Source organism: Micromonospora sp. NPDC051925 (assembly GCF_044548625.1).
In the GTDB taxonomy this organism is placed as follows: Bacteria; Actinomycetota; Actinomycetes; order Mycobacteriales; family Micromonosporaceae; genus Micromonospora.
Genome location: NZ_JBIUCH010000008.1, coordinates 133,764 through 157,265, shown reverse-complemented (window position 1 = coordinate 157,265; position 23,502 = coordinate 133,764). Strand labels below are relative to the sequence as shown.

The 23,502-nt window shown below is 72.4% G+C and carries 18 protein-coding genes and 1 pseudogene; 7 read left to right on the top strand and 12 right to left on the bottom strand.

The genetic code is table 11. The annotated features are described in order from the left end of the window. The first annotated feature begins 251 nt into the window (after window positions 1-251). Window positions 252-2,213: a penicillin-binding transpeptidase domain-containing protein gene (locus ACIG87_RS13030; protein ID WP_396850701.1), complete on the top strand. Its 1,962-nt coding sequence runs from the start codon at window positions 252-254 to the stop codon at window positions 2,211-2,213. Window positions 2,214-2,226: 13 nt separating this feature from the next. Here the strand turns inward: ACIG87_RS13030 and ACIG87_RS13025 are convergent. From ACIG87_RS13025 to ACIG87_RS13000, 6 genes and pseudogenes are all read right to left on the bottom strand, one after another. Beyond that, window positions 2,227-3,237, bottom strand: a pseudogene (locus ACIG87_RS13025) (arginase family protein); the annotation flags it as partial. 65 nt (window positions 3,238-3,302) lie between these two features. Then, complete coding sequence (locus tag ACIG87_RS13020) at window positions 3,303-4,226, bottom strand: tetratricopeptide repeat protein (protein ID WP_396850700.1); 924 nt, start codon at window positions 4,224-4,226, stop codon at window positions 3,303-3,305. A 308-nt stretch (window positions 4,227-4,534) separates the two neighbouring features. Continuing rightward, entirely contained in the window at window positions 4,535-6,223 is a 1,689-nt protein-coding gene (locus tag ACIG87_RS13015) for a methylmalonyl-CoA mutase (protein WP_396850699.1), read from the bottom strand. 508 nt (window positions 6,224-6,731) lie between these two features. Further along, window positions 6,732-7,145: an Asp23/Gls24 family envelope stress response protein gene (locus tag ACIG87_RS13010; RefSeq protein ID WP_396850833.1), complete on the bottom strand. Its 414-nt coding sequence runs from the start codon at window positions 7,143-7,145 to the stop codon at window positions 6,732-6,734. Window positions 7,146-7,363: 218 nt separating this feature from the next. Next, a complete protein-coding gene (gene meaB / locus ACIG87_RS13005; protein WP_396850832.1) occupies window positions 7,364-8,299 on the bottom strand; it encodes a methylmalonyl Co-A mutase-associated GTPase MeaB in 936 nt (311 codons plus the stop codon). A 298-nt stretch (window positions 8,300-8,597) separates the two neighbouring features. Next, on the bottom strand, window positions 8,598-9,791 hold the full coding sequence (locus ACIG87_RS13000; protein WP_396850698.1) for an acetyl-CoA C-acetyltransferase: 1,194 nt from the start codon (window positions 9,789-9,791) through the stop codon (window positions 8,598-8,600). 62 nt (window positions 9,792-9,853) lie between these two features. Between ACIG87_RS13000 and mce the strand changes: the two genes are divergently transcribed. From mce to ACIG87_RS12975, 5 genes are all read left to right on the top strand, one after another. Then, window positions 9,854-10,330 (top strand): methylmalonyl-CoA epimerase, encoded by a 477-nt coding sequence (mce, locus tag ACIG87_RS12995; protein WP_396850697.1) that lies wholly within the window; start codon window positions 9,854-9,856, stop codon window positions 10,328-10,330. 367 nt (window positions 10,331-10,697) lie between these two features. Next, entirely contained in the window at window positions 10,698-12,053 is a 1,356-nt protein-coding gene (gene ccrA, locus ACIG87_RS12990) for a crotonyl-CoA carboxylase/reductase (RefSeq protein WP_396850831.1), read from the top strand. Between the two features lie 300 nt (window positions 12,054-12,353). After that, complete coding sequence (locus ACIG87_RS12985; protein ID WP_396850696.1) at window positions 12,354-13,619, top strand: DivIVA domain-containing protein; 1,266 nt, start codon at window positions 12,354-12,356, stop codon at window positions 13,617-13,619. Window positions 13,620-13,795: 176 nt separating this feature from the next. Then, entirely contained in the window at window positions 13,796-16,051 is a 2,256-nt protein-coding gene (locus ACIG87_RS12980) for a hypothetical protein (RefSeq protein ID WP_396850695.1), read from the top strand. A 636-nt stretch (window positions 16,052-16,687) separates the two neighbouring features. Further along, window positions 16,688-17,791: an AI-2E family transporter gene (locus tag ACIG87_RS12975; RefSeq protein ID WP_396850830.1), complete on the top strand. Its 1,104-nt coding sequence runs from the start codon at window positions 16,688-16,690 to the stop codon at window positions 17,789-17,791. Window positions 17,792-17,809: 18 nt separating this feature from the next. Here ACIG87_RS12975 and ACIG87_RS12970 read toward each other — a convergent pair whose 3' ends face one another. The 6 genes from ACIG87_RS12970 to ACIG87_RS12945 form a co-directional block, all read right to left on the bottom strand. Further along, window positions 17,810-18,610, bottom strand: coding sequence for an alpha/beta hydrolase (locus ACIG87_RS12970; RefSeq protein WP_396850694.1), 801 nt, complete (start codon window positions 18,608-18,610; stop codon window positions 17,810-17,812). Between the two features lie 182 nt (window positions 18,611-18,792). After that, a complete protein-coding gene (locus ACIG87_RS12965) occupies window positions 18,793-19,119 on the bottom strand; it encodes a hypothetical protein (RefSeq protein WP_396850693.1) in 327 nt (108 codons plus the stop codon). A 16-nt stretch (window positions 19,120-19,135) separates the two neighbouring features. Beyond that, window positions 19,136-19,615, bottom strand: a complete 480-nt coding sequence (locus tag ACIG87_RS12960; protein WP_396850692.1) for a sigma factor — start codon at window positions 19,613-19,615, stop codon at window positions 19,136-19,138. Between the two features lie 41 nt (window positions 19,616-19,656). Beyond that, on the bottom strand, window positions 19,657-21,561 hold the full coding sequence (locus tag ACIG87_RS12955; RefSeq protein WP_396850691.1) for a 3-hydroxyacyl-CoA dehydrogenase family protein: 1,905 nt from the start codon (window positions 21,559-21,561) through the stop codon (window positions 19,657-19,659). A gap of 193 nt (window positions 21,562-21,754) precedes the next feature. After that, entirely contained in the window at window positions 21,755-22,819 is a 1,065-nt protein-coding gene (locus tag ACIG87_RS12950) for an alpha/beta fold hydrolase (protein ID WP_396850690.1), read from the bottom strand. Window positions 22,820-22,839: 20 nt separating this feature from the next. Then, complete coding sequence (locus ACIG87_RS12945) at window positions 22,840-23,313, bottom strand: FHA domain-containing protein (RefSeq protein WP_396850689.1); 474 nt, start codon at window positions 23,311-23,313, stop codon at window positions 22,840-22,842. Between ACIG87_RS12945 and ACIG87_RS12940 the strand changes: the two genes are divergently transcribed. Then, window positions 23,312-23,497, top strand: a complete 186-nt coding sequence (locus ACIG87_RS12940) for a hypothetical protein (RefSeq protein WP_396850688.1) — start codon at window positions 23,312-23,314, stop codon at window positions 23,495-23,497. The genes ACIG87_RS12945 and ACIG87_RS12940 overlap by 2 nt on opposite strands. Window positions 23,498-23,502: the final 5 nt, after the last annotated feature.

The window sequence follows — 23,502 nt, the reverse complement described above, 5'->3', positions numbered from 1 at the left end:
GACCACCGGCCGGACGTCCGGTTCGGGACTTTGTCCTTTCGCCCGTTGCAGATCCACGGTCGGCCGGGTGCCGAGTACCCCGCCCCGCGATGTTCATCACACCTGCGGGTCCACCTCTTCACGCTGCCCGCAGGCGCGACACCGCCGTCGACCAGGCCGGTGGGGCGACCCCGCCGGCCGCGCGGGGCAGTACGGGCGGCAGTCGCGTACTAGCGTGCGGGGCAGCCCACCACCCGAAAGGTGCCTGTTCCATGCCCCTGCCGTACCCGTACCGTCGCCCCGGCACGCCCCTGCGACGAGGGCTCGCGGCCCTGGCCGCCACGGTGCTGGCGGCCGGTGCCCTCGTCGGCTGCTCCGGCGACGACGGGCTGGCGGGCAGCGTGGACGCGTTCCTCGTCGGCTGGCGCTCCGGCAATCTGGACAAGGTGGGCTTCGTCGACCCGACCGGGGCGGGGGTGCCCGCCGCCACGGTCGCCGAGGAGATCAAGAAACTCTCCGGCGACCTGGCCACCACCCCACCCACCCTGCGTCGCGCCGGTGACGTCGAGGTCACCAGAAACCTCGCCACCACGAAGGTCGACATCCGGTGGGCGCTGCCGGGCGGGGCGGACTGGGCCTACCAGCGGCCGATCCGGCTGCGGCAGAACGATGGCGACGACCAGTGGCAGGTGATCTGGGAGCCCCAGCTGTTGCACGAGCAACTGGAGAAGGGCGACCGGCTGACGCTGCGGCGCACCGCCGCGCCCCGGGCCGGGGTGCTGGACGGCGCGGGGCAGCCGATCGTGACGCCCCGGCCGGTGGTCCGGGTGGGGGTGCAGCCGAGCGAGGTCGCCGACGCCAGGGCTCTGGTGGGGCGGCTCGACGCGGCGTTCAAGGCGGTCACCCCGCCGATCAGCCCGCCGGTCGACCTCACCGACCTGCCGCAGCGGTTGCGCGACGCCGATCCGGACGCCTTCGTCGAGGTGGTGACGTTGCGGGACGAGGCGTACCGGCAGATCCGGTCGCGGATCTACGACCTGCCGGGGACGAAGTTCCAGGCCGAGAAGCTGGACCTCGCCCCCACCCGGGAGTTCGCCCGCGCCCTGCTCGGCACGGTCGACCAGGCGCAGGCCGACGACCTGGCCGCCCACCCCGACCGGTACGCCAAGGGCGACCTGGTCGGCCACGGTGGGCTCCAGGGCCGCTACGACGAGCGGCTGCGCGGCGCTCCCGGGACGACCGTGGAGGTGCGTCGGCCCACCCCCGAGGGCGGCACCACAGTCGTCGCCGAGGCGTTCCGGCAGGAACCGCGCGCCGGCGAGCCGGTCCGCACCAGCCTCGACGTGGCCACCCAGAACGCCGCCGACGCCGCGTTGCGGGCCGAGAAGCGGCGGGCGGCCCTGGTGGCGGTCCGGATCAGCGACGGCGCGGTGCTCGCCGCCGCCAACGGTCCCGGGGCGGCCGGGGAGAACCTGGCCTTCACCGCCCAGGTGCCGCCCGGCTCCACCTTCAAGACGGTCAGCGCCCTCGGCCTGCTCGACAAGGGCGCGGTGACCCCGCAGACCATCGTCGACTGCCCGAAGACCTTCAGCGTGGACGGTCGGTCGTTCAAGAACTCCGACGACTTCGTCCTGGGCAAGGTGCCGTTCCGTACCGATTTCGCCAAGTCCTGCAACACCGCGTTCGTCGCGTCGGCCCCGCAGCTCGGCCCGGACGGACTGGCCGTCACCGGCCGCACCCTCGGTCTGGAGGGCCGGTGGGACCTCGGCATGGACATCTTCACCGGCAAGATCTCGGCGGGCGGCGGCCCGACCGAGCAGGCCGCCGCCGCGATCGGCCAGGGCACCACAGTGGTCAGTCCGCTGGCCATGGCGGGGGCCACCGCCGCCGTCGCCCGGGGCCGCTGGGAGCAGCCGAAGCTGGTGCTCGACCCGGCCCCGGCCGCACCGGCCGAGGCCGGCCCGCAGCTGAGGGCCGAGTCGGTGGCCGGGCTGAAGACGATGATGCGGGAGGTGGTCACCGCCGGCACCGGCAAGGCGCTGGCCGACGTGCCCGGTGGCCCGGTGTACGGCAAGACCGGCACCGCCGAGTACGACGACGACCCGGCGCACACCCACGCCTGGTTCGTCGGTTGGCGCGGGGACGTCGCGTTCGCCGTCTTCGTCGAGCAGGGCGGATCGAGTACGGCCAGCGCCGTCCCGATCGCCGAACGCTTCCTGCGCGCCCGCTCCTGACCCGCCCGGGTCAGGCGACCGGCTCCTCGGCCCGGTCCGGTGCGGGGTCCGGCTCCGGCTCGGCCGGCTGCTCCGGCAGGGCCGGTAGCAGCCGGGGCGGGACGGCGTCCGGGGCGACGACCGGGGCCAACCCGGCGACGATCGTGTTGACGATCTCGCTGGCGTACGAACCGTCCGGGTCGTAGTCGGGGTCGAACACGGTCAGCTCGACGCCGAGGCAGTGCGGGGTGTCCACCAGCCCGGCGAGCAGGATCTCCAGCTCGGCGAAGGCGATCCCGCCCGGGTCGGGGGCGTCCACGGCCGGCATCACCGCCGGGTCGAGCACGTCCACGTCGATGTGCACCCAGTAGCCGGCGCAGTCCGCCAACTGTTCGTGCGCCCACTGGGCGCTGCGGGCGGCACCCTCGGCGCGCAGCGCCGGCACCGGTCGGGTGGTGATCCCGGCGGCCTGGAGGTCGAGCCGGTACTCGTCCTGCGCCCGGATGCCGAGCACCACCACGTCGATGTCCCGGAAGTACGGTCGACGGCCCTCGATGGCGGCCAGGTCGGCCTGCCCCCGCCCGGTCACCAGGGCGAGGTCCTCCCCCGCCGCCGCGCCGACGTACGAGGCGTTGCCGGGGTGCCGGAAGTCGGAGTGGCCGTCGACGAAGACCAGCCCGATCCGCCCGCCGACGGCCTCGCCGAGCCGGTGCATGGCCAGCGCCGAGCCGAGCAGCACCGAGCAGTCCCCACCGAGGACCAGGGGAAACTCACCCCGGTCGATGATCGCGCCGATCCGGTCGGCGAGTGCCGTCGAATAGCCGGAGATCTCCCGCGCGTGGCAGACGCCGTCGCCGGGCCGCCAGTCGCCCGGGTCGTACCGGGGGGCGGTGAGGCAGCCGGCGTCCCGGGCCCGTAGCCGGGCCAGCAGCCCGTGGTCGCGCAGCGCGCCGGGGGCCTTGCCGCAGCCGGGGACGGAGGTGGAGGTGGGCGGGCGCAGGCCCAGGTTGGTCGGCGCGTCGAGGACGGCGATTCGGCGCATCACGGGCTCCCGTCCTCGATGGTCGGGCGGGCCGGCCGGAGGGCCGGCCCGCGCGGGCGTTCACGTACTCAGAACAGGGCGCTGGCCAGGGCGCGGCGGGCGGAGGCCACGGCGGGGTCGTCCGGGCCGGCGATGCTGAACAGTGCGATCAGGTGTTGGCGGGCCTTGTCCCGGTCGTCGCCGGCGGTCCGCCGGACCAGCCCGACCAGCCGGGCGTACGCCTGCTCGGCCATCCCGCTGAGCACCTCGATGTCGGCGGCGAGCAGTTGGGCGTCGACGTCGTCGGGATTGCGCTGCGCGGCGGCGAGCGCCGTCTGCGGGTCCGCACCGGCGACCCGCCGGGCCACCCCGACCTGGGCCAGACCGGCCTCGGCCGCGGCGTCCGCCGGGGACTCGGCGAGAATCTTCCGGTACGCCTGCTCGGCGGCGTCCAGGTCGCCGCTCATCAGCGCGTCGTCGGCCTCGTCCAGGCGGGGGTCCTCCGGCTCCGCCACGGTGACGCCACCGGCCTTCAGCACGGCGGCGAGCCACTGACGCAGCTGCGGCTCGGGGATCACCCCGGGGAAGGCGTCGATCGGACGACCGCCGACGACCGCGTAGACGGTCGGGATCGCCTGGATCTGGAACATCTGCGCGATCCGGGGGTTCTCCTGGACGTCCACCCGGGCGAGCACCCACTGACCGGCACCCTCGGCGGCCAACCGCTCCAGCACCGGGGCGAACTGGTCGCTGTCCGGGTAGCCGGCCGCACCGAAGAAGACCACGACGGGCGTCGTCATCGACCGTTCGAGGACCTCGGACTGGATGTTCGCCTCGGTCACGTCGAGCGCGGCAGCGGCGCCACCTGCGGCGGGACCGCCCGGTAGCCCGGTGGACGTGCCGGTCTGACTCGGTGTGGTGGGACGGGAACTGGCCGGGGCGGTGCCGCGCAGCGCGCTGAGGTCGACCGCGCCGCGGGTGAAGATCGACGAGGTGATCCGTGGGTCGCTCATGGTTACCTAGTCTCGCACGCCTCCCACCCTTCCCAGCTCACCCGCAACGCCCACAGTTGCCACTCTCACCCCCCACCCCTCCCACCCCGCCCCCGCCCCGCCCTCGCCCCGTCGATCATGGAGTTTTGGTGGTTCCGAAGCACCACAAAGGGGGCGCTACGCCCACCACAACTCCATGATCGACCGGTGGGTGGGGTGGGGTGGGGTGGACGGGGGGCAGGTGGACGGGGATGGGGTGTTGGGTGGGGGGATGGGCGCTTCGCTATGCGGAGGGGTCCTGGGCGGGCGGAAGTAGGGCTACTTCCGGGTTAGAAGCGGGCGGGTTCGCGGTAGGTGCCCCATTCGGTGCGGAGGGCGTCGCAGATCTCGCCGAGGGTGGCTTCGGCGCGGACGGCGTCGAGCATCGGCGGGATCATGTTCCCGCCGGTACGGCTGACCTCGACCATGCGGTTCACCGCCGCCGTCACGGCCGAGGTGTCCCGGGCGGCCTTGCGCTCGGCGAGCACCCGGCGCTGCTCCACCTCCACCTCGTGCGAGATGCGCAGGATCTCCAACTCCTTGGCGACCGTGCCGGTGTGGCAGTTGACCCCGACGATCCTCTTGTCGCCCTTCTCCAGCGCCTGCTGGTAGACGAAGGCCGACTCGGCGATGTGTCCGGTGAACCAGCCGTCCTCGATGCCGCGCAGGATGCCGGAGGTCATCGGGCCGATCTGGTGCGGGCCCTCGCCGCCGAGCTGCCGGATCCGGGCGAAGATCTCCTCCGCCTCGGCCTCGATGGCGTCGGTGAGCGCCTCGACGTACCAGGAGCCGCCGAGCGGGTCGGCCACGTTGGTCACCCCGATCTCCTCCATCAGCACCTGCTGGGTCCGCAGGGCGATCTCGGCGGAGGAGTCGGTGGGCAGGGCGAGGGTCTCGTCCAGGGCGTTGGTGTGCAGTGAGTTGGTGCCGCCGAGCACTGCGGCGAGGGCTTCCACGGCGGTGCGTACCACGTTGTTGACCGGCTGCTGCGCGGTCAGCGACACCCCGGCGGTCTGGGTGTGGAACCGCAGCCAGAGGGCCTTCTCGCTGGTGGCGCCGTAGACGTCGCGCAGCCAGCGGGCCCAGATCCGGCGGGCGGCCCGGAACTTGGCGATCTCCTCGAAGAAGTCCAGGTGGGCGTCGAAGAAGAAGCTCAGCCCGGGGGCGAAGACGTTGACGTCCAGTCCACGCGACAGCCCCAGCTCGACGTAGCCGAACCCGTCCGCCAGGGTGTACGCCAGCTCCTGCGCGGCGGTCGAGCCGGCCTCGCGGATGTGGTAGCCGGAGACCGACAGCGGCTTGTAGCGCGGGATCTCGGCGGCGCAGTACTCCATCAGGTCGCCGATCAGGCGCAGGTGCGGCTCGGGGTCGAAGAGCCACTCCTTCTGCGCGATGTACTCCTTGAAGATGTCGGTCTGCAACGTGCCGTCCAGCCTGGACACGTCGACGCCCTGCCGCTCGGCGGCGACCAGGTACATGCAGAAGACCGGCACCGCCGGGCCGGAGATGGTCATCGAGGTGGTGACCCCGGCCAGGTCGATGCCGTCGAAGAGGGTCTCCATGTCGGCGGCGGTGTCCACCGCGACCCCGCAGTGGCCGACCTCGCCGAGCGCCTGCGGGTCGTCGGAGTCGCGCCCCATCAGGGTCGGCATGTCGAACGCGACGGAGAGCCCGCCACCGCCCGCGCCGAGGATCATCTTGTACCGCTCGTTGGTCTGCTGGGCGTTGCCGAACCCGGCGAACTGCCGGATCGTCCAGGCCCGACCCCGGTAGCCGGTTGGATGCAACCCCCGGGTGTACGGGAACTCGCCCGGCCAGCCGATCCGCTCGAACCCGGGGTACGCGGTCCCCTCGGGCGGCCCGTACACCGGTTGCACGGTCGTTCCGGACAGCGTGGTGAAGTCCGCGTCCCGCTTGCGCGCGGCGTCGTACCGGGCCTGCCAGCGTGCCCGTCCGGCGGCGATCTCGTCGGCGTTCATCCGCGGGGCTCCTCCTCGAGTCCTCGACTGAAATCCGAGTGTAGAACGAGATCCTGAACGATCGCTAAGGAAACCCCTACCCCCCGGTAACCAGACCCCCCACCCCCCACCCACCCCTCCCAGCCATAACGCCAACCAAGAGGCCCACCACAGTGATCGGGAGGCTCACCACGGTGATCAAGAGGTTTACGTCACCGTTCCGAGCGAGCCTGACGTATACCTCTTGATCACCGAGCAACCGCGGGCGGGGCGGCGGGCGCCCCCATAATCAAGTTCACACTCAGCTGTCGCCAGGCGGACGCCTACCCTCGGAGGTTGGCATGCCGGCCTGTCATATTCATGCCAGCTCGGCATACGAGTCTCCGGCGTAGCACCTACCGATCCCATCGAGCTTCACGAATTCCGTGACGCCGCCAGAGCAAGAAAGCCCCACGACCCAAGCCCTCACGAGGCGAGGCGCGCACCACGAAACAGCCCCGCCAGGCAATCGGCGTAACGCGTCAGCCACTCAGGCGACGATTGCCCCGGGGTCGCCCATCGCCACGTCGTCCACCCGGATGTTGATCTCGTCGGCGCGCAGGCCGTACGCCTCGACCGCCGCCGTCACCGCGGCCCGCACCGCGTCGGTGACCTGGGGCACCGGGTGGCCGGCGGAGATCACGAGCACCAGCTTGACCACGGCCGCACCGTTGGTGACGTGCGCCGAGCAGCCCCGCCGGGCGTCGCCGACCTGGTCCAACCCAACCTTGTCGAGTACGGCGTTGAAGAACCGGGCCACGTCACCGCCGAGTTCGGCCACCCCGGGCACGGACTTCGCGGCAGCCACCGCGATCTTCTCGACCACCTCGTCGGAGACCTGTGTCGTCCCGCCCGCCACCGCGTCCGGCGTCACCGACAGCTCCTGCGTCGCCTCGTGATTCACCGACACCCACCGCCTTCCCCCACACCGACACACCGACCCCAGAACCCTACAAGCCACCCCAACGACCGCACCCACCCGTCCAGACCGTCGATCATGGAGTTAGGGTGCCGCGTACGCCCAATTTTGCGGCTTTCGTCAGGCACCACAACTCCATGATCGACACGGGAGGCGGGGTGGGGCGGGGGGCGGGGGCGGGGTGGGGTGGGGTGGGGGTGGGGTTAGGAGCGGATTTGGGCGAGTAGTTCGTTTGCTGCGGCGTACGGGTCGAGGGTGCCCTCGGCTACCTTGGCGGCGAGCGCCGGTAGCTCCGTACCGTCGCGCAGGGAACCGATCCGGGCGCGCAGCGCGCCGAGCGCGATCGCCTCGATCTCGGCGGCGGCCCGCGCCTGGCGACGGCGGCGCAGCTCGTCGTGCTGCTCCAGCCAGCCACGGTGCTTGTCGATCGCGGCGGCGATGTCGTCGATCCCCTCGCCCCGCGCGGCGATCGACCGGACCACCTGCGGACGCCACTCCCCCGGCCCGCGCTCACCCAGCGCGATCATGCCCTGGATGTCGCGGACGGTGGCGTCCACGCCGTCCCGGTCGGCCTTGTTGACCACGAAGACGTCGGCGATCTCCAGGATGCCGGCCTTGACCGCCTGGATCGCGTCACCCATGCCCGGGGCGAGCAGCACCAGCGTGGTGTCGGCGAGCGAGGCCACCTCCACCTCGGCCTGGCCGACCCCGACCGTCTCCACCAGCACCACGTCGCAGCCGGCGCCCTCCAGCACCCGGACCGCCTGCGGGGTCGCCGCGGAGAGCCCGCCGAGGTGGCCCCGGCTGGACATCGACCGGATGTAGACACCCGGGTCGGTGGCGTGGTCCTGCATCCGGACCCGGTCGCCGAGGATCGCCCCGCCGGTGAACGGGCTGGACGGGTCGATGGCCAACACCCCGACCCGGTGCCCGCCCGCCCGCAGCGCCCGGACCAGCTCGTTGGTGGTGGTCGACTTGCCCACCCCCGGGGAACCGGTCAACCCCACCACCTGGGCCTGCCCGGCGTACGGTGCCAGCGCCGCCGCCACCTGCGGCAACACCTCGTCACCGGACTCGACCAGGGTGATCAGCCGGGCCACCGCACGAGGGTCACCCGCACGGGCCCGCTCCACCAGCATCGGTACGTCCCGACTGCGACGTACCGGGACAGCGGCCGGAGCCGGGGCGTTCTCGACACTCACAGGGTCACCTTCGCTCACGACTGCGGGGCTCGCAAACCCCGCTCACTCCTCGCGCTCACCGAGCCACCTTCGCTCACGACTGCGGGGCTCGCAAACCCGGCTCACTCCTCGCGCTCACCGAGCCACCTTCGCTCACGACTGCGGGGCTCGCAAACCCGGCTCACTCCTCGCGCTCACCGAGCCACCTCCGCCCCACGACCACGGGGCTCACAGACCCGGCTCACTCGCCGGGCGGTCAGTTCTCGGTGCCGGCCGGGACGTGGATGATCAGGGCGTCGCCCTGGCCGCCACCACCGCACAGCGCCGCCGCGCCGGTGCCGCCGCCGCGCCGCTGGAGTTCCAGCGCCAGGGTGAGCACCAGCCGGGCACCGGACATGCCGATCGGGTGGCCGAGCGCGATGGCCCCGCCGTTGACGTTGACCTTGTCGGTGCTGATCCCGAGGTCCCGCGCGGACTGGATGCCGACCTGGGCGAACGCCTCGTTGATCTCGATGAGGTCGAGGTCCTCGACGCTCAACCCGCCCTTCTTCAGGGCGTGCTGGATGGCGTTCGAGGGCTGCGAGTGCAGAGAGTTGTCCGGGCCGGCCACGTTGCCGTGCGCACCGATCTCGGCCAGCCAGGTCAGGCCCAGCTCGTTCGCCTTGGCCTTGCTCATCACGACCACGGCCGCCGCGCCGTCCGAGATCGGCGACGAGGTGCCGGCGGTGATCGTGCCGTCCTTCGCGAATGCCGGGCGCAGCTTCCCCAGCGACTCGGCGGTGGTGTCCGGCCGGATGCCCTCGTCCTCGCTGATCACCAACGGGTCGCCCTTGCGCTGCGTGATGACCACCGGGGTGATCTCGTCGGCGAAGTGACCGTTCTTCTGCGCGGCGGCGGCCCGCTGGTGGCTGGCCGCCGCGAAGGCGTCCTGCTCCGCGCGGGTGATGCCGTGCCGTACGCCGAGCCGCTCGGTGGACTCCCCCATCGAGCAGCAGTCCCACGCGTCGCTGAGCCCGTCGTGGGCCATGTGGTCCTTGACGGTGACGTCGCCGTACTTGTAACCGGCGCGCTGGCCGAGCAGCAGGTGTGGGGCGTTGGTCATCGACTCCATCCCACCGGCCACCACGATGTCGAACTCGCCGGCCCGGATGAGCTGGTCGGCCAGGGCGATCGCGTCCAGGCCGGAGAGGCACACCTTGTTGATGCTCAGCGCCGGCACCGACATCGGGATACCGGCCTCGACGGCCGCCTGGCGGGCCGGGATCTGCCCGGTTCCGGCCTGGAGCACCTGACCCATGATCACGTACTGCACCTGGTCCGGGGCGATCCCGGCGCGCTCCAGCGCCGCCTTGATCGCGACACCGCCGAGCTTCGTCGCCGGGAGGTCCTTGAGGTTGCCCAGCAGCCGGCCCATCGGGGTCCGCGCGCCGCTGACGATCACCGATGCCACTGACTGCCTCCGAGGGGTTACCGACCTTCACGCCTTAACGGCTGTTCGGCCAGACTAGCGTCATGGCTGAGAACTCCCCCGTCGAGCCCGCTGCCGACTACGTCACAGACATCGGGCTGCGCCGTATCGATCACGTCGGGGTCGCGGTCGCCGACCTGGACGCCGCGATCGACTTCTACCAGCGCACCTTCGGGATGCGCTGCGTACACGTGGAGACCAACACCGAGCAGGGCGTACGCGAGGCGATGATGGCCGTCGGCCCGACCGCCGAGGGCGGCTGCGTGCAGTTGCTCGCCCCGCTGTCGCCGGAGTCGACCATCGCGAAGTTCCTCGACCGCAACGGCCCCGGCGTGCAGCAGGTGGCGTACACGGTCGCCGACATCGACGTGGCCTGCGCGGCGCTGCGCGAACGCGGCGTACGGCTGCTCTACGACACCCCGAAGCGAGGCACCGCCGACTCCCGCGTCAACTTCGTACACCCCAAGGCCGCCGGCGGCGTCCTCATCGAACTAGTAGAACCCGCCCCCACCCCCCACTAACCCCCCACCCACCCACCCCACCCACCCACCCCTTCCCGGAGTGTTGATCAAGAGGTTTGTGTCAATTCGATCTTCGAGCATGACGTAAACCTCTTGATCAACACCGCTCGGCGGGCCGGAGGGGGCGAGCGGGGTGTGGGGGTGTGGGGGTGTGCAGTTCAGCGCTTCCTTGGGCAGGTCCGCGCATGGGGTGATGCAGTTCCTCACAGGAGGGTTCCGAACCCTAACGACCGTTCAGTAGCGTCCGCTGGCACGGCAGTGGCCGGGAGCCGGAGGTGTCGATTGCCGACATGGTCACCGGTCCCGCCAGCGTCGACGATGGCAGCGCCCCCGCCCCGGTGTGGGTGCCGACGAACGGGAGGTCACCGTGCAGGACATCCTCGAAGCGATCATGGCGGCGGAGGGCTCCGGCCAGCCGGAGCGGCAACTCGCCGGCCTGGCCGGGCTGCCGGTGCCGCAGACCTACCGGGGCGTGGTGGTCCGCGCCGACGAGGCCCGGATGTTCGACGGGCTGGCGACCCGGGACCGGGACCCGCGCACGGCGCTGCACGTGCAGGAGGTGCCCACCCCGGAACTCGGGCCGGGTGAGGCGCTGGTCGCGGTGATGGCCAGCGCGATCAACTACAACACCGTGTGGACCAGCATCTTCGAACCGCTGCCCACGTTCCGGTTCCTCCAGCGCTACGGCCGGCTCTCCGAGCTGACCCGCCGGCACGACCTGCCGTACCACGTGGTCGGCTCGGACGCGGCCGGCGTGGTGCTGCGCACCGGCCCGGGGGTGACCCGGTGGAAGGTCGGCGACGAGGTGGTCGCGCACTGCCTCTCGGTCGAGTTGGAGGACGCGGCCGGGCACGACGACACGATGCTCGACCCGCAGCAGCGGATCTGGGGCTTCGAGACCAACTTCGGCGGCCTGGCCGAGCTGTGCGTGGTGAAGGCCAACCAGCTGATGCCGAAGCCCCGCCACCTGAGCTGGGAGGAGGCGGCCAGCCCGGGGCTGGTCAACTCCACCGCGTACCGGCAGCTCGTCTCCCACCACGGGGCCGGCCTGAAGCAGGGTGACGTGGTGCTGATCTGGGGTGCCTCCGGCGGACTCGGCGGCTACGCCACCCAGCTGGCGCTGGGCGGGGGCGCGATCCCGGTCTGCGTGGTCTCCTCGCCGCAGAAGGCCGCGCTGTGCCGGGCGATGGGCGCCGAGCTGGTGATAGACCGGGCCGCCGAGGGCTTCCGGTTCTGGTCCGACGAGCAGACCCAGGACCCGGACGAGTGGCGGCGCCTCGGCGAACGGATCCGTGAGCTGACCGGCGGCGAGGACCCGGACATCGTCTTCGAGCACCCGGGCCGGGAGACCTTCGGTGCCAGCGTCTATGTCGCCAAGCGCGGCGGCACCGTCGTCACCTGCGCCTCCACCAGCGGCTTCCAGCACCAGTACGACAACCGTTACCTGTGGATGCACCTCAAGCGGATCGTCGGCAGCCACTTCGCCAACTACCATGAGGCGTGGCAGGCCAACCGGTTGGTCGCGCTGGGCAAGGTGCACCCGACGGTGTCGCGCACCTACCCACTGGAGCAGACCGGGCAGGCGGCGTACGAGGTGCACCGCAACGCCCACCAGGGCAAGGTCGGGGTGCGCTGCCTGGCCCCCGCCGACGGGCTCGGGGTCCGCGACCCCGGGTTCCGCGCGCGGTACGAGCGGGAGATCAACCGGTTCCGGGGGCACTGACCCGACCGGGCGGTCCGGGCTCCACTTTGCGGCGCGGCGGGCATTGCCTTTGCGGCGGGGTCGTCGGGGTCCTCGTGCCCATTGTCACCGGCCCCCATTCGAGGGCGGCCGGACAAAGGGTCACGGACAGTGCCCGTGGCCCTTTTTTCGTTACCTCGCGTGACGACAGCCCCGCCCGGACCTGCCAAGATCGCCGTCCGGGCCGGACCGGTCGGACGACCCGGTGGACCATGTAAAGAGGACACGAAAGCTCCACACCGCTCTTGCGAACGACCCCGGGGGGTCTGCAAGTATGTCCCAATGCCCCAGCAGCAGTCCTCCCCTCTCGCGTTCTTCGATAACGCGAACTCGCAGCCAGATTTCACGGTCGGCCTGCGCGGATACAACACCCACCAGGTCGACGACTTCCTCGGCCGGATGACAGCCGCGCTGACCCAGTCGGAGCAGGCCCGCGCCGAGGCTGAGCAGCGGATGAACGACGCCCAGCGCCGGCTCCGCCAGGCCGAGCAGCGGCAGGCCGCGCTCGAGCAGAAGCTCACCGACACCAACAAGCAGCTCGAGGAGAACAGCCGGCCGACCCTCTCCGGTCTCGGCACCCGGGTCGAGCAGATCCTCCGGCTGGCCGAGGAGCAGGCCAACGACCACCGCAACGAGGCCAAGCGCGAGTCGGAGGGAATCCTCTCCGCCGCCCGGCTGGAGGCGCGGGAGATCACGGACAAGGCGCGGGCCGAGGCCGCCGCGATGAAGGCCACCGCTGAGCGGGAGGCCGGCACCGTCCGTACCGCCGCCGAGCGGGAGGCCGCCGAGGCCCGGGTGCAGGCCCGCCGGGAGGCCGACACCCTGCGCGCCGACGCCGACCGGGAGACCAAGCAGCTGCGTACGGTCACCGCGCACGAGGTGGCCGAGCTGAAGTCCACCGTCGAGCGGGAGGTCGCCACCCTGCGCGCCACCGCCGAGCGGGAGATCACCCAGCAGCGGGCGAAGGCCGCGCGGGAGGCCGAGGAGAAGCGCGCCGAGGCGACCAAGCTGCTCACCGACGCCCGCGACAAGCGGGACAAGGACCTCCAGGCCCTGGAGCTCCAGCTCGCCGAGCGTCGGGAGAAGGCCGAGCGCGAGGAGTCCGAGCGGCACGCCGCCCAGGTGGCGCAGACCCAGAAGCTGGTCGGCGAGGCCGAGCAGCGGGCCCGCGCCGCCCAGGAGCGGGCCAAGGAGATCGAGCAGCGCGCCGAGGCCCGTCGGGTCGAGTCCGAGCGCACCGCCAACGAGACCGTCGACAAGGCCAAGGCGCTGTCCGAGAAGACGCTCAACGAGGCCAAGGCCGAGGCGAAGCGACTGCTCACCGAGGCGCGTACCGAGGCGGACCTGACCACCCAGGCGGCCCGCCGCGAGGTGGAGGACCTCACCCGCCAGAAGGACGCGGTGACCTCCCAGCTCGGTCAGATGCTCTCCGGCCTGGCCGGGATCGTGCCGGGCGTACCGGCCCAGCAGCAGGCCGCCACGCCGGCCAAGTCGGAGCCGGCCAAGGCCGACGCCGAGTCGCGGACCACCGCGGAGACCGCCAGCTGATCCATCGCACCGCCGGGGCATGTGTCACGGCGCGGGGCGAGACCGGGTGACCGGTGGACCCCCGCGCCGTCCGCGTTCCCGCCCTGTGACACCCTGTCGCCCAACCACAGTGAAACAGCTCCGACAGCGGCGTCCGTATCGCCCCAGGAGGGCCGGATGCGTGTGAGGATGGGGGCATGTCGCACGGCGAGGAACTGTTCGCTCTCGGCGGGGATGTGACTACGGAGCCCAGCTTCGAGTCCGCCCTGCGGGGATACGACAAACGACAGGTCGACCGGTACGTCGCTCGTGCGGAGCACGAGATCACCACCCTGACGGGTGAGCGGGAACAGGCGTACACCCAGATCCACAAGCTGGCCGGGCAGGTCGAGCATCTCCAGCGGGATCTCGCCCAGGTGCGTAAGCAGATCGGCGTGGTAGACCGCGCCTCCTTCAAGCACCTCGGCCCCCGGGTCGAGCAGATCCTCGCCCTCGCCGAGGAGCAGGCGGATGCCATCCTGGCCGCCGCCAACGAGGAGATCGAGGCCCGCCGGGCCGCCGCCGAGCACATCATCGACGAGGCCCGGGAGCAGGCCGCCAGGGCCCTCAAGGACTTCGAGATAGCGCTCGCCGCCCGGCGTGCCGATGAGGAGCGGCACACCACGGCCCGTAAGGCCGAGGCGGACGCCGCCGTCCGTACGGCCAAGGAGGATGCCGCCCGGCTGCGCAGCACCGCCAAGGACGAGTCGACCCTGCTGCGCGCCACCGCCGAGGACGAGTCGAACCGGCTGCGCGCCGCCGCCCAGGAGGCCCTGAACAAGGCCAAGCAGGAGGCCACCCAGCTGCGCGACACCGCCCGGGAGATCCACAGTCGGGCCCAGCAGGAGGCCACCAAGCTCCGCGAGACCGCCAAGGCAGCGCTGGCGAAGGCCCAGCAGGAGGCCACCCAGTTGCGCGACGCGGCCAAGGAGGTGCACGCCAAGGCCCAGCAGGAGGCGAAGCGGCTCACCGAGACGGCGACCGCGACCAGCCGGGCCACCCACGCCAAGGCCATGCAGGAGGCGAAGCAGGTCACCGACGACGCCGAGGGAGCGGCGAAGGCGACCCGGAGCCGGGCCCGGCAGGAGGCCCACCGGCTGACCACCGAGGCGACCGAGGCGGCCGAGCGCAGCCGCGCCGAGGCCGAGGCGTACGTGCAGCGGCTGCGCACCGAGACCGAGGCGTACGTGCAGCAGTCCCGGGCCCAGACGCAGCAGGAACTGGGTGCCTGGCGCGCGGGGGTGGAGCAGGAGGTCAACGGCCGACGGGAGGCCGCCGACCGGGAGCTGACCCAGCGTCGTGCCGCCGCCGAGCAGGAGTTCGCCAGGCACCGCGACGAGCTGGACCGCAAGCACCAGACCCGGCACGACGAGCTGGAGCAGCAGCACGAGGCCCGGCAGAACGAACTGGAACGGGAGTGGACCGCACGGCGCGACGAGATCGAGCGGGGCGCGGCGGAGATCCGCAGCTCGGCCGAGGCGGACGCGTCGGCCCTGCGCCGGAAGGCCGAGCAGGAGACCGCCGAACTGCGCCGGCGGGTCGAACAGGAGACCACCGAACTGCTCGACCGGGTCGAACGGGAGACCGCCGACAAGCGCCGCCAGGCCGACGAGCACGTCGCCGCCTCGCGCCGGCAGTTCGACGAGTATGCGGCCACCACCCAGCAGCACCTGGCCACCACCCAACAGCACCTCGCCGCCACCCAGCAGGAGGCGGCGGCCGGCCGTCAGCAGCTCGCCCGGGTGATGCTGGAGATCGCCCAGGCCCAGCAGCAGCTCGCCGACCTGCGCCAGGAGACCTGGCAGGCGCGGCAGGAGCATGACGAGGTCCAGCGGGAGGTCACCGAACTCCGGATGCGCGCCACGGCCCCGATGGGCCTCGACGCGGTGGTACCGACGCCGGACGGCGACCGACCGGGTACGGGCCCGCTCGGCAACGGTGCGAAGCCGAAGCCGGCCCGCACCACCGACGGCCGGAAGCCGGAGCAGGACGTGACCGGCACCAAGGCGAACCCGGTCGTGACCGGTGCCACAACAAACCCGGACGGTGCCAGGGCGAACCCGGTCGGGGCCGGCGCAGAGGCGAACCCGGACGGTGCCGGCGTCAAGAAGGACCCGGTCGTGGCCGTCACGAAGCCGGCGACAGGCCCGGCCGCCAATGGTGCCAGGCCGACGGAGAGCCCGGACGGCACCGGCGCGAAGCCGAAGGCGGAGCCGGTGACCACGGTGGACGGCGAGACGGCCAGCGCCGGGGTGGACGGCGAACCGACGGTCGCCGCGGTCCCGGGCACCGCTGGCCGGAGGGCCACCCCGACGAAGATCACCAGTACCGGCGAGAACGGTAAACGGCCCACCAAGCCGACCACCGACGAGCGCAGCGCCAAACCGAGTACGGTGACCGTCGAGTCCGAGTGACGCCTCACCCGGCGACGCCAGGCCGAGCGGACAGAGCACGACACCGCCGGGACCGAGCGGACAGAAGCACGACAACCGCCGGGACCGAGCAGACAGAAGCACGACAACCGCCGGGACCGAGCGGGCGAAGCACGACGAGCGCCGGGGACCGAGCGGACAGAACATGACGACCGCCGGGGCCGAGCGGACCAGGGGTGTGGTGGCGGGCCGGTCCGGGTGACCCGGGGTGGCTGGCCACCGTCAGGGACCACTACCCTGCGAGCAGGGGCCCGCACGGTAGGTGTTCGCCGGGTGGGCCGCATGATTCACTCCCGGTGGTCAACGCCGGAGCGGGACGAGGGAGGTCCGGTGGCACAGCACGGCCCGGCACGCGACGACGCGACCCGGGACAGCGCACCCCCGGGCGTACCGGCGGCCCGCCAGGGGCCGGAACCGGCGGCGCACCGCACCACCTCGTCGTCTCCCCCGCCGCGGTCGGCTGGCGAGGGGACCGGGGTGACCGCCGCCACCCCGGCCGGACCGGCGAGCCCGCCCGCCACGCCGGACGCCACCATCTCCACCGCGTCGGACACCGCCGCTTCCACCGCGTCGGACGCCACCGCTTCCACCAGGGGGAACGCCGGGCCGGATGACGCGGTGGCGCACGTCGACCCGAGGGAACACGAGTCCGCCGGGTCGGTCACCACCGGCTCGGGGCGGTTCGGTCGGCCCGGTCGACCACTGCGCCGCAGCAGCTTCCTGATCGGCTTCACCGGCGCGCTCGGCGTGCTGCTGGCGTACACCGTCTTCATGGGGATCCGCAATGCCGGCGGAATCCTGGTCCTGGTGGTGATCGCGCTCTTCCTGGCGGTGGGGCTCAACCCGGCGGTGGTCCGGCTACGCCGCTGGGGGCTGCCGCACGGCCTGGCCGTGACGGTGGTCGTGCTGACCCTGGTGCTGTTGATCGTCGCTGGGCTGGTGGCACTGGTGCCGCCGGTGGTGACCCAGACCGGGCAGTTCATCGACCAGTTGCCCAGTTACGTGGAGGAGCTGCGCCGCAATCGCGCCGTCAACGACCTGGTGGTGCGGTACGACGTGATGCAGCGGGTGCAGGAGCTGGCGAACGCGGACACCGTCGGCCGGGCGCTCGGCGGGGTCCTCGGCGGTGCCCAACTGATCTTCGGCACCATCTTCCGGGTGCTCACCGTGCTGGTGCTGACGATCTACTTCCTGGCCTACTTCGACAAGCTGCGCGACCTCGGGTACGCGTTGGTGCCGAGGTCCCGCCGGCAACGGGTCAGCCTGATCGGTGACGAGATCCTGACCAAGGTCGGCGCGTACATGGTGGGGGCGCTGAGCATCGCGGTGCTGGCCGGCGCGACCACCTTCGTCTTCGCGCTGGTCGTCGAGCTGCCGTACGCGTTCGCACTGGCCGTGGTGGTGGCGGTGACCGACCTGATCCCGCAGATCGGTGCCACCCTCGGCGCGGTGATCGTCAGCCTGGTCGGCTTCGCCACCGGGCTGCCGATCGGCATCGCCTGCGTGGTCTTCTTCGTGATCTACCAGCAGGTGGAGAACTACCTCATCTACCCCAAGATCATGCGGCGGTCGGTGGAGGTCAACGAGGTGGCCGCGCTGCTCGCCGCGCTGCTCGGGGTGGCGCTGATGGGGGTGGTCGGCGCGCTGATCGCCATCCCGGTGGTCGCCGCTCTCCAGCTGATCCTGCACGAGGTGGTGCTGCCCCGGCAGGAACGCCGCTGAACAGCACCGCCCACCGGCTCAGCCGGCGGCGGGCCCCGGCACGGGGGTGTCGGCGAAGGCGGCCACCGTGCGGTCGGCGTACGCGCTGGCGTCGCCGGTCTCCATCGGGCCGTCCCAGCTGGTCGGCAGCGGTAGCGGCACCGCCGGGTTCACCCGCCGGACGATCTCGTCGAGCACCCGCTCGGCGTCGCCCACCCAGAGGTGCTTGGCCCCCGGCACCCCGACCACCTCGGCCTGCGGCACCACCGCGAAGCGTTCCCGCGCCTCGTCGGGGCGCAGGTAGTCGTCGAACTCGGGCACCAGCGCGGTCAGCGGTCGGCCCGACTCCGCCCAGACGGCCAGGTCCTCGGGTTGCGAGAAACGCAACGGTGGGGAGAGCAGGATCGCCCCGGCCACCGCCGGGTCGCAGCCGTACTTGAGGGTCAGGTCGGTGCCGAACGACCAGCCGACCAGCCAGACGCTCGGCAGCTCGTGGAACTCGGCGTACTCGATCGCGGCGGCCACGTCGAAACGCTCGGCCACCGCGTTGTCGAACGCCCCCTCGCTGGTGCCCCGGACGCTGCTGGTGCCCCGGGTGTTGAACCGGAGCACCGCCAGGTCGGCCAGGGCGGGCAGCCGCCAGGCCGCCTTGCGGAAGACGTGGCTGTCCATCATCCCGCCGTGGGTGGGCAGCGGGTGCAGGCAGACCAGGGTGCCCACCGGTGCCCGGTCGACCGGGCGGGCCAGCTCCCCGACGAGCCGCAGGCCGTCGGCGGTGTGCAGCTCGATGTCCTCCCGGTGGCCGGGCAGGATCGACGACGCGCGAATCGGTGTGCTCACCGCTCAAGTCTGGCGCTAAGTCGCCGCCGCCGCTCGCCCGGACGGAAACGAGGTGATCCAGATCGCTCGCGCAGCGCGGCACGGCGCAGAGCGCCCCAGCGCGGAGGTGGCACAGACCGCCCTCCCGCAGGGCGCGGCACGGCAGGGACCGCCGACCCGCAGCGCGGGGTGGCACCGGTCGTTCAGCCGTAGCGGGGTGCGCCCCGACCGCGCAGCAGGTTCGGCCCCCGCCGGTCCCGGGCCCGCCAGCAGCCGCTGTGCCAGTGCCGCCGGTCGGTGAGATCACCCGTGCCGTCGGCCGGCCAGGCCACCAGGTGCGCCACGCCGGGCCGGATCTCCTGGTCACACCCGGGGCAGCGGTACGTCTTGACCGACGCTCCGCCGCTGATCCCGCGTACCTGCCACTCGCCGTCGCGCCACTGCTGCACCGATTCCACGCCCTGGCGGGCCCGGTCGGAGTCCAGGTGGGCGGTGTCCTCGCGGCGAGGACGGTTGCGACGGGGGCTCACCTTGCCAAGGTTACGGTCAGTTCCAGGTGTCCGGCCGGGTGAGGTCGTCCGCCACCACCGCCCCGCCGAGCACCGTCGCCGCGTCCGCCTCGGTGAAACCCCGGGACGGCCAGCCGTACGAGGCCGTCAGGTGGGCCTTCTCCAGCCCGAGCAGCTCCAACTGGCCCAGCTGCGGGTACAGGAGGATCAGCCGCCACAACTCGTCCCGGTCGGCCGCCTCGCCGCCGACGTCCGCCCGCCCGGCCTGCTCTCCGAAGCCGTCCACCACCAGCTCACGGTTGGACCGCCGCCGCCACCAGGACCGGTTGGCGTTGACCAGCATCCGGCGTACGTACACGTCGGGGCGGTCGGCGCGGGCGATCCGCCGCCAGTGCACGTACGCCCGGGCGAGCACGTCCTGGGTGAGGTCCTCGGCCCGGTGCGGGTCGCCGGTCAGCAGCCGGGCCAGCCGGACGAGCGCCGGTCCACGGCTGCTGACGTACTCCTCGAAGGTCACACCCGTCAGACGCCGTCACCGGCGTCCGCCGTTGACCCGGATCAGCGCCGGGTGTGGTCGCGGAAGCCCCGGCCGGTCTTGCGGCCGAGGTAGCCGGCGGTGACCAGGTGTTCCAGCAGCGGCGCGGGGGCGAAGCCCGGCTCGCGTAGCTCCAGGTACAGCTCCCGCTGGATGGCCAGCGACACGTCCAGGCCGACCACGTCGAGCAGCTCGAACGGGCCCATCGGGTAGCCGCAGCCGAGCTTCATCGCGTGGTCGATGTCGTCGGCGGTGGAGTAGCTGGCCTCCAACATCTTCACCGCGTCGTTCAGGTACGGGAAGAGCAGCGCGTTGACCACGAAACCGGCCCGGTCGCCGCAGACCACGCCGGTCTTGCCGAGCGCGGCGCAGACCGCGCGGGCGGTGGCGGTGGTCTCCGCCGAGGTGCGGATCGTCCGTACCACCTCGACCAGCGGCATCACCGGCGCCGGGTTGAAGAAGTGCAGGCCCACCACGTCGGCCGGGCGCTGGGTCGCCATCGCCACGTCGATCACCGGCAGCGAGGAGGTGGTGGTGGCGAGCAGCACGCCCGGCTTGCAGATCTCGTCGAGGCTGGCGAACAGCGCCTTCTTGACGCTCAGTTCCTCGACCACGGCCTCGACCACCAGGTCGACGTCGGCGAGGTGCTCCAGGGTGGCCGACCAGGTGATCCGGCCCAGCGCGGCGTCCCGGTCGGCCTCGCCGAGCCGGCCCCGCACCACACCCTTGTTGAGCGACGTCCGGACCGCCTCGAAGACCCTGGCGGACTGCTCCGCGCCCCGGGTCACCGAGACCACCTCGTAGCCGGCCCCGGCGAAGACCTCGATGATCCCGGTGGCCATCGTCCCCGAGCCGACGATGCCGACCTTGGTCACGGCTGCGGGGCTCGCAAGCTCACTCCTCCCGCTCCCGGAGCCGACCTTGGTCACGGCTGCGGGGCTCGCAAGCTCACTCCTCCCGCTCCCGGAGCCGACCTTGGTCACGGCTGCGGGGGCGGAGATCCCCCGTGGGTCCGGCTCCGTCGCGGCCGGCGTCTGGTCATCGGGTACGACCTTCGGTGAGCCCGGCTTCTCGTAGCGGTAGAAGCCGCGTCCGGACTTGCGGCCGAGCAGCCCAGCGGTGACCATCTGCTTGATCAATGGCACCGGGGCGTGCCGGCGGTCCCGCCCACCGCGCCGGTACATGGTGTCCAGGATCTCGTACGCGGTGTCCAGCCCGATCAGGTCCATCAGGGCGAGCGGGCCCATCGGCAGGCCGCAGCCGAGCTTCATCGCCGCGTCGATGTCCTCCCGGGTGGCGTACCGGGCCTCGAACATGCCTACCGCGTGGTTGAGGTAGCCGAACAGCAGGGCGTTGGCGATGAAGCCGGCCCGGTCGCTGATCGTGACGTCGACCTTGCCGAGCCGGGCGCAGAGCGCCTCGACGTCGTCGACCACGTCGGCGGAGGTGACCACGGTGCGGACCACCTCGACCAGCTTCATCACCGGTGCCGGGTTGAAGAAGTGGATGCCGACGACCTGGTGGGGCCGGCTCGTGGCGACCGAGATCTCGGTGACGCTCAGCGACGAGGTGTTGGTGGCCAGGATGGCGTCGGGCCGGCAGACCCGGTCCAGTTCCGCGAAGATCCGTTGCTTGAGGTCGAGGTGCTCGGGGACCGCCTCGATCACCAGGTCCACCGAGTGCAGCGCGTCCAGCCCGACCTGGAAGTCGACCCGCGAGTGCAGGGCGTCCCGGTCGGCCTCGGCCAGCTTGCCCTTCGCCACCGCCCGGTCGGTCGACCCCTTGAGGGTGGCCCGGCCACGCGCCAGGGCGGCCTCGGAGATCTCCACCGCGACGACGTCGACGCCGTTGCGGGCGAACACCTCGACGATGCCGGCACCCATGGTGCCCAGACCCACCACACCCACCCTGGTGAACTCCCGCGCCACGACCGGCCTCCCCTGGTTGACTCCACCGTTGCCGAGTTGAACGAACGCTAAGGTTATCCGCCGCAGTCTGCCACGCGACGACGCGCTGCCGCGACGCCGTGGGAGACATCCCGCATCCCGCTCCGGGACGTGCTGGCCGCCCCGGTCCAGCGAAGCCGGCCGTCGCCCGGTCAGGGCCTCGCGGCCGGGCCGGTCAGGGCATCGCCGTCGGGTCGGTCAGGGCCAGCAACTCGGCGACGAACTCGGCCGGCCGTTCCAGGTGCGGGCTGTGCCCGCAGTCCGGCAGGGCCACCTCCCGGTAGCCGCCCCCGGCGGCGGCGTACCGCTCCAGCACCGCCCGGGTCTGACCGACCATCGGCTGCGGCGGGCAGGCCTGCTCACCCGGCCAGCCGGGCACCAGCCCCAGTGATCCCAGGTACGCCAGGTCGAACAGCGAGGTGTCGGAGACGATCACGTCGGCCTCGCCGCGTACCCAGGTCACCGGCGGCTTCACCGCGACGGCGACCAGCTCGTCGGCGAGCCGGAAGTGGGCCGGGGCCAGCGCGTTGAGCACCCCCCGGTCACCGGCCGCGAGGCCCGGCCAGTGCGGCGAGGGCACGGCGGTGCCGGGGTAGTTGTCGTCGCCGGTGGCAGTGGAGAGCAGGCTGTCCAGCAGCAGCTCCTCGTCGTCGGCCAGGCAGGCCGGGTCCGCCACGTAGCTGGCCCGCAGCACCGCACGGGGGCTGGTGGGGGCGTCCACGCCCCGGTCACCGGCGGCGAGCCTGGCCACGAAGTCGGCGTTGGCGGTGCCGGCCCCGGTGCCGGCGAAGTCCGGGGTGGTCGGGGTGCCGGCGAGATCCCGGGTGCCACCGAAGCCGTACGGGGAGACCGGCGCCTCCAGCAGCAGCGCGCCCACCCGGTCGGGTCGGTCGACCAGCAGCCGCATCGCCACTCCCCCGCCGAGGGAGTGCCCGACCACCACCGGACGGGCCCCGGCGGTGAACAGCCCCGGGGTGTCGAGCAGGGCGGCCACGTCGTCGGCGAAGTCGGCCAGCCCCCGGCGGGCGTCGACCGGGGCGGTCTCGGTGCCCCCGTAACCCCGCAGGTCCGGGGCGACCACCCGCAGCGTCGCCGGGAGCCGGCGTAGCAGCGGCTCCCAGAAGGCCGACGAGGAGCCGTTGCCGTGCACCAGCAACACCGGCGTCCCGTCCGGTGGCCCGGCCACCCGGACCCGTTGGACGATGCCGTTCGCGGTCACGGTGCGTTGCGCGATCTCCATCCGCGGCATGCTGCCACGACTCAGGCGTTGGTGTCGACGCCGCTCGCCGAGGGGATGGGGACGGCCGGCCGGGCGTCGGTCGGGCCGGGGGCGCGAGACGGCAGCGGCAGCGTCGGCCGGTGGTCCCGACGGCCACCGGCGCCACCGGTGAAGCGCAGGCCGACCGGGTCGGTGGTGGCCAGCCCGGGGTCGAAGTAGCGCAGCTCGGTACGGCCCAGCCGGATCACGTCGCCGTCGGTGAGCGGCTCGGGGCCGGTGATCCGCCGGTCGTTGAGCCAGGTCCCGTTGGTCGACCCCAGATCGACCAGGACCACCCCGGCATCGGTCGGTCGCAGCTCGGCGTGCCGCCGACTCAGGTGCGCGTCGCCCACCGCGATGTCGGCGGTCGGCGCCCGGCCGATCACCTGCGGTTGCGGGCGGACGCGGAAACTCGCGCCCCGCATCGGCCCGCCGGCCACCGTCAACAACGGCCTCAGTTCCGGATGATCCTGCATGGACAGTCAGCTCCCCACCCACCGTCGCCCCACGGTCAGCCTGCCAGCTCCGCGTAACCAGCTCACCACCCGCCCGGTCATCTCCGCGCCCCCTGGCGGACATCCACCGTCCACCGAACAGGCGGCGGCCGGAGTCGTCGACGGCCACCGCCGGGAACTACCAGCCGGTAGCTTCCGGGTCTAGACTTC

Excerpts from the sequence above, each read along its gene's own strand:
- ACIG87_RS13030 (WP_396850701.1), top strand. The coding sequence starts at position 252 with ATGCCCCTGCCGTACCCGTACCGTCGCCCCGGCACGCCCCTGCGACGA.
- ACIG87_RS13020 (WP_396850700.1), bottom strand. The coding sequence starts at position 4,226 with ATGAGCGACCCACGGATCACCTCGTCGATCTTCACCCGCGGCGCGGTC.
- ACIG87_RS13015 (WP_396850699.1), bottom strand. The coding sequence starts at position 6,223 with ATGAACGCCGACGAGATCGCCGCCGGACGGGCACGCTGGCAGGCCCGG.
- meaB (WP_396850832.1), bottom strand. The coding sequence starts at position 8,299 with ATGCTGGTGGAGCGGGCCCGTGCGGGTGACCCTCGTGCGGTGGCCCGG.
- mce (WP_396850697.1), top strand. The coding sequence starts at position 9,854 with ATGGCTGAGAACTCCCCCGTCGAGCCCGCTGCCGACTACGTCACAGAC.
- ACIG87_RS12985 (WP_396850696.1), top strand. The coding sequence starts at position 12,354 with ATGCCCCAGCAGCAGTCCTCCCCTCTCGCGTTCTTCGATAACGCGAAC.
- ACIG87_RS12980 (WP_396850695.1), top strand. The coding sequence starts at position 13,796 with ATGTCGCACGGCGAGGAACTGTTCGCTCTCGGCGGGGATGTGACTACG.
- ACIG87_RS12950 (WP_396850690.1), bottom strand. The coding sequence starts at position 22,819 with ATGGAGATCGCGCAACGCACCGTGACCGCGAACGGCATCGTCCAACGG.
- ACIG87_RS12940 (WP_396850688.1), top strand. The coding sequence starts at position 23,312 with ATGGACAGTCAGCTCCCCACCCACCGTCGCCCCACGGTCAGCCTGCCA.
- ACIG87_RS12945 (WP_396850689.1), bottom strand. The coding sequence starts at position 23,313 with ATGCAGGATCATCCGGAACTGAGGCCGTTGTTGACGGTGGCCGGCGGG.